At 54.1% G+C, this 6,330-nt stretch carries 7 protein-coding genes; 3 read left to right on the top strand and 4 right to left on the bottom strand.

The window, feature by feature from the left end; all coding sequences use genetic code 11:
- The first annotated feature begins 157 nt into the window (after window positions 1-157).
- A complete protein-coding gene (locus ABJ205_RS02875; RefSeq protein ID WP_348156191.1) occupies window positions 158-643 on the top strand; it encodes an IS5 family transposase in 486 nt (161 codons plus the stop codon).
- Here ABJ205_RS02875 and ABJ205_RS02880 read toward each other — a convergent pair.
- The 4 genes from ABJ205_RS02880 to ABJ205_RS02895 form a co-directional block, all read right to left on the bottom strand.
- Complete coding sequence (locus tag ABJ205_RS02880) at window positions 611-1,339, bottom strand: hypothetical protein (RefSeq protein ID WP_348156189.1); 729 nt, start codon at window positions 1,337-1,339, stop codon at window positions 611-613. The two genes, ABJ205_RS02875 and ABJ205_RS02880, sit on opposite strands and share 33 nt — an antisense overlap.
- The gene (locus tag ABJ205_RS02885; RefSeq protein WP_348156187.1) at window positions 1,336-2,433 is read right to left on the bottom strand and encodes an O-antigen ligase family protein; all 1,098 of its coding nucleotides are present in this window, start codon (window positions 2,431-2,433) and stop codon (window positions 1,336-1,338) included. Before ABJ205_RS02885 ends, ABJ205_RS02880 begins: the two co-directional genes overlap by 4 nt.
- Window positions 2,434-2,811: 378 nt before the next feature.
- Window positions 2,812-3,090, bottom strand: coding sequence for a hypothetical protein (locus ABJ205_RS02890; RefSeq protein WP_348156186.1), 279 nt, complete (start codon window positions 3,088-3,090; stop codon window positions 2,812-2,814).
- Window positions 3,091-3,270: 180 nt separating this feature from the next.
- Window positions 3,271-3,891, bottom strand: a complete 621-nt coding sequence (locus ABJ205_RS02895; RefSeq protein WP_348156183.1) for a lasso peptide biosynthesis B2 protein — start codon at window positions 3,889-3,891, stop codon at window positions 3,271-3,273.
- Between ABJ205_RS02895 and ABJ205_RS02900 the strand changes: the two genes are divergently transcribed.
- A complete protein-coding gene (locus ABJ205_RS02900; protein ID WP_348156180.1) occupies window positions 3,874-5,739 on the top strand; it encodes an asparagine synthase-related protein in 1,866 nt (621 codons plus the stop codon). The genes ABJ205_RS02895 and ABJ205_RS02900 overlap by 18 nt on opposite strands.
- Window positions 5,736-5,864, top strand: a complete 129-nt coding sequence (locus ABJ205_RS02905) for a lasso RiPP family leader peptide-containing protein (RefSeq protein ID WP_348156177.1) — start codon at window positions 5,736-5,738, stop codon at window positions 5,862-5,864. The genes ABJ205_RS02900 and ABJ205_RS02905 overlap by 4 nt, the downstream gene beginning before the upstream one ends.
- Window positions 5,865-6,330 lie beyond the last annotated feature (466 nt).

Below are 6,330 nucleotides of genomic sequence, written 5' to 3' on the forward strand. Positions count from 1 at the left end.
CGGGACTGTGGAAGTTGGTGCTCGATGCTCTCAATAACAGCGGCCCAGTACCAGACGGCTTCCAGGTGATTAACAGCACCGTCATCCGCGCGCACCGTTTGGTAGCGGACGCAAAAGGGGGACTCAAAGACACGGTTTCGGTCGTTAAAAGGGTGGCTTGACGTCCAAGATCCACCTCATTGTCGACGCTCATGGCCCCCCTGTCCGGGAGGAAGTGACGGGCGGTGAGGTCTCCGACTTCAGAGGCTTCGATGCGCTGGTGGATGAGGACCTGCCAATGGCTCGCGTGTTCCTGGCTGACCGGGGTTATGACAGCGACCATATCCTAAGCACCATTGCGCTATGTGGCGGAACGCCGGTGATCTCGGCCAAGGCCAATCGCAAAGAGCCAATACCCCACGGCACCGTTACCTACGCCCTGCGAAACCGCATCGAACGATGCTTCGCCAAACTCAACTGCTCCCGCCGCCTCGCAACCCGATACGACAAAACCTCAGCAAGCTATCTCGGCTTCATACATATCGTCGCCCCATGCCTCTGGACCAATCAGTCTGCCAACAGGGCTCAAGTCGTGATTGGGACAAACCCAACATTCATCTCCGCACAATGCTTACCGCTTTGGGCAAATTGGTTCAGTAAGTAAGGTCAATCGTTTTGAAGCGTTCTGATCCTTTCGTGCAAGCGTTCCCACGGCGATGGCGATAGAACCACAATCGAACTCTGCGCCATCCGCAATCGATTGACCGACGATCTCCACAAAAGCACTTGGAGGGATCACGGCTGCACCGCGCGCAGCAAAAGCACTCCGCCACCTTTCGCTTCCGGCGACAATCTCCGCGAGAATCGCTCTTTCTTCGCCCCCCACGTCTGGGAAGACAGCAACTCCGGCTTCCACTAGCAATGTCTGCTTGATACGACGATTTAAGAAAAGCGCTGCATATCGGCGCGCGGCTTCTGGGCGATCCCCAGCGGCGAGCGCCAGCCTCATCATTGCTTCTTGAGTCAGGGAGTCGCGCCAGCCACGCTGGGCTGCATATTGTATCGCCAGAGCGCTGGCTTCATTGTTTCCAGCAATAATTTGTGCCTGAGCAAGCGAACGCAAATGTCGGGCGGGTATTGGACGACGCCGCACAAGCTTTTGCGCTTCTGCGACACCGAGTTCTGCCGCACCCGAGTTGATTGCAAGAACGGTCAATCGAGGCTGCGCCCCTGAGCGGAAGAGCTCAGGCACTTGTAGCGCCAAGGCTGGCGTTTTTCGAGCCTCACGGTCGAGTTGAACACCGCTCGAAACTAAGGCGAACACGAGAAGAATTGCTAACCAGATTATGCGTCCAATCACGGCTCGGCCTCCCGTTGCAGGAGAGCAAAGCGCACAAGGATGACCAAGGCAAACGCGGCCACAGCGAGCATCGACTGGTTTCGAAGTGGGTAATCCGTGATGGATTGAAGCGCGATAGCAAGCAGGGTGATGCTACCGCTCCATGCGATCCATCTTCCCTCACGGATGCGCGCTTTCCAGCTCAGCCATGCCAAAAGCACAAGCCAAGCTGCAATCAGCAATAGTCCTGGCGCGCCTGCTTCTATGGCGACTTCAAGGTAGTCGTTATGTGCCCTGCCTGCGCGGCGCTGTGTGATGTTCTCAAGCGACTCATCAGTCTGAAACACATCGTCAAAGGTGCCCGTACCAGAGCCAACCGGCCAATAGCGGCTTGCGGCGTAGCTGGCATCTTCCCAGATATATGCCCGCGCATCGGTGCGGTCATTTTGAAAGCGATCTACCACCTCGCCAATTCTGCCCGGTGCCATTAAGCCCACACTAGCGACTGCGCCAAGCGTCAGTGCTCCAGTGGCTATAGCAGCCCACTTCCTGTTTCCGTTGGCGCGGTGCCTTCTATGCCCGGTCGATAATCGTTGCCCAATGACCTGGAAAAAAAGCCCCGCAAGCGGCAAGGCTGCCAGCACCAAGGCTGTGCGTGATCGGGTCAAAAGAACGGCGACGAGCAGTAAAATACAAATAATCACACGAGCGGGCAGGGCGGCTTGCCCGGCCTGTGGCGGGGAGGGCAACATTGCCGCAAATGCCAAGCATCCAACAAGGAAAAGGCCTGTTGTATTCCGGTTCGCGAAGGTTCCAAACAAAATGCCGGGCATTGGGTTCTCAGGGTAGAATAGCCCAGTCGCTCCGTTTGAAAGCACTTGGATGATGCCTACCGCCAAGTTTGCGAGGCCAAGGAGTACAACGAGCCAGCCAAGCGTGATCAGGTGCGTGCGAGAAGCCTTCCACCCGATAAATAGGACAGCCAGTGGAGTTATCAGTGCGGTGATCGCCAATAACGTCCTGACCGGATCGACGCTTGCGGTGGTCCAGTCAATCCCGCCCGCCAGTTCGAGTGATTGAGCAACCAATTCGCGTCCAGGCAGTGCGGTCCACATTTGTGGTGGCAGTGGAATAAGGAACAACGAAGGCAGTAAAACCGACGCCGATACGACGAGCTTAAGCGCCCAGGGAGCCTGCGACCAAAACTTCAAGAAAGCCTCACGGTGAAACGCGAGGGCCCCAATAGCAGTGAGCTGTACGAGTAGGTTGGCAATGCCGTATCTAGACCCCCCACCGCCAAAGATAACGGCAGAAACAAGAAGCACGAAAAGGGCCCAGAAATGGCCTCGTGTATTGTTTTTAGATTTGATTTCCAGCGTCTGTGACAAGGCTATGCGTCTCGACTTTGCGCGTGCAATTAGGACAAAGAAAAAGCGCCCGGGAAGCCCGCGCGCTTTTTCTTAGCGTTACCGCATCTGAGTGCCGTTAGGCGATCAGGTGCCTGGCGACTGATTTGGATCAGTGTCTTCGTCGTCTTCGCTGGAAGCGATAACAACTGCGCCGATCACAGCAGCAGCTGCAAGAATACCGATGATTACGCCAGGAACGCCAACAACGTTCTCGCCTTCAGCTGAACGGCCAAGGCCGGGCTGTGCAGCAGAAGTGCTGGTGTAAACTGGTGCACTGTCAGCAGCGCGGGTTTTTGCCTGAGCAGCGATTGGCGCAAATGCAAGGCCAGCTGCGGCGGCGGTAGTGATAATCTTATTGAACATCAATCCTGCCCTCTTGATGAGTGGTTTCACGTAGCTTGTTAGTGCAGTGCAGCACGTTTGACAACCACATCCCGAAAAAAAGGTAAATGAAATGCTAACCACCGCCCTGTGCTCCCTACTATGACCTTTTTTTAGGGGGCAAATTATTAGCCCGGCTAACTAACAAACGGTCATTGGTGCTTAGTTGTCTTCCCCTGATTCGGCCAAAATCACATGATAACGATCAATGTCGCCCCCCGTGATCACCGATTCGCGATGAACGAGCCAGGCATGGGCGCCAAACTCTCCATCCTTGGGGTTTTCGACGCCGATCTGGATCTCGCTTGCTGCCCCATAAGAAGAGAGCCAGTTTTGGGCCGCGATGGCCTGGATCACACAATCGCTTCGCCAAGGGAACCGATCTGACAATCTAGGGATGACATATGTGATCCGAGCAAGTGTTGCCGGGGGCACGGCTTGGTTTGCCAAAGACTTGGCTTTGGCCTGCTGGTTTCTTTCGGGGATCGCCTTGGCTTCTAGTTTTGAAAAAATCAGCCTTGCCCTGACCAGCTCGTAAAAACCGCGTATGGCAAAGGCAGTAAGCCAGGGCACATCGCGCAAAGTCGGAAGCTTGCCGTTTTCAGGGATGTGTGAAGATTGCGCCAAGTTGATCATCTGCCTATTACGCGGCCGCCATGGCACAGTGCGTAAGTCGGTGCCAAGTGTTCTGTTGCCGCTATCGGGATTCTCATCTTGTCCGTCATTTGTGCTATTCTTTCGACTGACGGTGTTCGCGATGATGATGTGCAAACGGCTCTTCATTCTCTTCGAGCCTATCCTCATGATGTAGAGGGAAGCTGGGTTTCGGGGCGTTTGGCTCTGGCAGCGTGCACTCTGCACACAACTAGCGAGTCGTATGAACAATCCCAACCAATCGTAACCAATGACGGGCAGGTTGCGTGCGTCTTTGACGGTTATCTAGTGAACCACGAAGAGCTGGTTCGTGATCTCGAACAGCGCGGCGCAGTCTTTCGCAACCGGTCCGATGCTGAAGTCGCAATCAAGGCGTATGAAGCTTGGGGCGATGATTGTGCAGAGCGCCTTCAGGGCGAGTTTGCGCTCATAATCGCAGATCAAAGGCAGGGCCGGCTTTTTGCTACCCGTGACCATTTGGGCTTTGTACCGCTCTATTACCTACGCGAGGACAACCGGCTGATTGTCGCGTCCGATTATCGGACGATTGCTGCCTTAAGGCCTGCAGCTCTTGAACCCAATTTGCGTTACCTTGCGCAAACACTCACCAATCGTTGGTACTTGCGCGAAGAAACACCCTGGAAGCAGATCAGCCGTCTTAAGCGTGCGCACTTTCTGAGCTTCGACGGAGAGGCTCTTCGTGAAGAAAAGTATTGGTCGCCATCAACAGACGTGACCATCCGCTATAAAAGTGATGCGGAGTATGTTGAGCATTACCGGGAGGTTTTGTTCGACTGTGTCCGGCGTTCGTCGCGTGCACATTACAAGGTCGGTGTTGCAGTGAGCGGCGGTCTGGATTCGTCAGCCATCTTTTCCGTTGCCGATGACCTAATCAAAAACGGCCGCTGGTTATCACCAGAGATGCAGGGGTATTCTCTGGCTGCGCCTGATGGAAGCAATGCATTCGAATTACCCTATGCACGGGCGGCTGCCGCTCATTTGGGCCGCGAACTTCGCGAACTGCCACTCTTCGATCCCGACATCGAATATTATACTCAGGACGCAAAATGGCATTGCGATATTCCGAGCCCCTCCAATGGCGCGATGATGCTGACTATGGAACGGCAAGTGGTCAGCGATGGGTCACGGGTCATGATTAATGGTATTGGCGGCGACGAATGGCTCCAGGGACATGCTCATAGTTACCTGGAGTTTCTGGACAACAAAGATCCAGCCGGATTCTGGGGTACTTTGAACGATGAGGTGGCAGATCAAGGCCTGCTCCCTGCTCTCAAACAATGCTGCAGGCAAACGGCTGTTTGGCTTGCCCCGGAGGCCTTTCGTGAGGCGATACGCGGCAGGATGCGGGAGAAGCGCCGCCGCGATGACGTCTCTTTGCGCTGGCTTGCCCCTGAACTGCGTCAGGCTCTTAAGGAGGCGGAGGAAGAGTTCGAAGCCTCACTACCGGCAAACCCGATTGAGTGGTCAAAGGTGAACTTGGCCACGACCCCGCGAGGCGATCTAACCCATTCTATGATGCGTCGTCAAAGAAACCGGATCGGCCTCGAATCGCGCCATCCTATGCTCTATCGGCCGTTTATCGAGTTCTCTCTTGCCACTCCTGCTCATATTAAACGGCGCGGGGCCGTCACAAAAGTGATTCATCGGCAAGCGATGGAGCGATACCTGCCGAAAAAAGTGCTTAATCGCACAACAAAGGCTAACTTCACTAACGCCAAGATCGATCACCAGTTTGCGGAATATGTCAGGGCTCATGCTTCTTACGTCCTCCAAGAATTGTGCGATTCAAAGGGGCTGCCGAAGATTTTGGACATAGATTTTCGTCGTCCAGAGGGAGATTATTGGGCTTGGGAGATTTGGGGTCTTTACGCTTCCGCAGCATTTTTGTATCAAGCTAACTGCACAGGCGAAATTAACCCTGCCACTGGGGTGCAATTGGACAGGAAGAATCAATGACTAAGACTTTTGAAAAAGCTAAATACGAGGCCCCGAAGCTGACCGTTTTTGGTTCGGTTCGTAACCTCACTGGCGGAAGCCAAACCCGTTTCCGTGACGGTGCAGCGACTAACTCGCGCTTCTAAATTGTCTTGCCGTACCGATGCTTTAATGCGTCGATGCAGGCTAGAACTCAAAGGCACCCCACAGGGGTGCCTTTTTGTTTTTGAAGCCTAGGTGGCTGGTTTCATTGGTTTTTTGCGTGCCTATCCTCTGTTAATTGGAAGGTGGGCGGACTCCTTGTTTCATCCTTGCCATCAGCGATTAAAAAGCTCGTGCGCATTTTTGCTAGGCTCATCTGCGACGCGGCGGTCAGCCATTGTTCCCACGATTGAACTCCCGTTTAAGTAAGAGCCGCGATGGTGAGCGAAATCATTGTCCCTTCCTAGTTCGCAAACCAATGAATTTCTCCAATATTGATTCGGGGCCAATTTCCCCGTTTGGAGAGGTCAAACATGCTGCGCCGCAGCAAAAATGCATAGCTTGACGATAATCTTACAATTTTTTTGCCTGTATTCGTAAAAAACGCAATTCGACAAGCTTTAGATCTTC

It is taken from the genome of Erythrobacter sp. (assembly GCF_039988855.1).
Taxonomy (GTDB): Bacteria; Pseudomonadota; Alphaproteobacteria; order Sphingomonadales; family Sphingomonadaceae; genus Erythrobacter.

Coding starts and splice junctions, on each gene's coding strand:
- ABJ205_RS02885 (WP_348156187.1), bottom strand. CDS start 2,433: ATGTGGACCGCACTGCCTGGACGCGAATTGGTTGCTCAATCACTCGAA.
- ABJ205_RS02890 (WP_348156186.1), bottom strand. CDS start 3,090: ATGTTCAATAAGATTATCACTACCGCCGCCGCAGCTGGCCTTGCATTT.
- ABJ205_RS02895 (WP_348156183.1), bottom strand. CDS start 3,891: ATGAAGAGCCGTTTGCACATCATCATCGCGAACACCGTCAGTCGAAAG.
- ABJ205_RS02905 (WP_348156177.1), top strand. CDS start 5,736: ATGACTAAGACTTTTGAAAAAGCTAAATACGAGGCCCCGAAGCTGACC.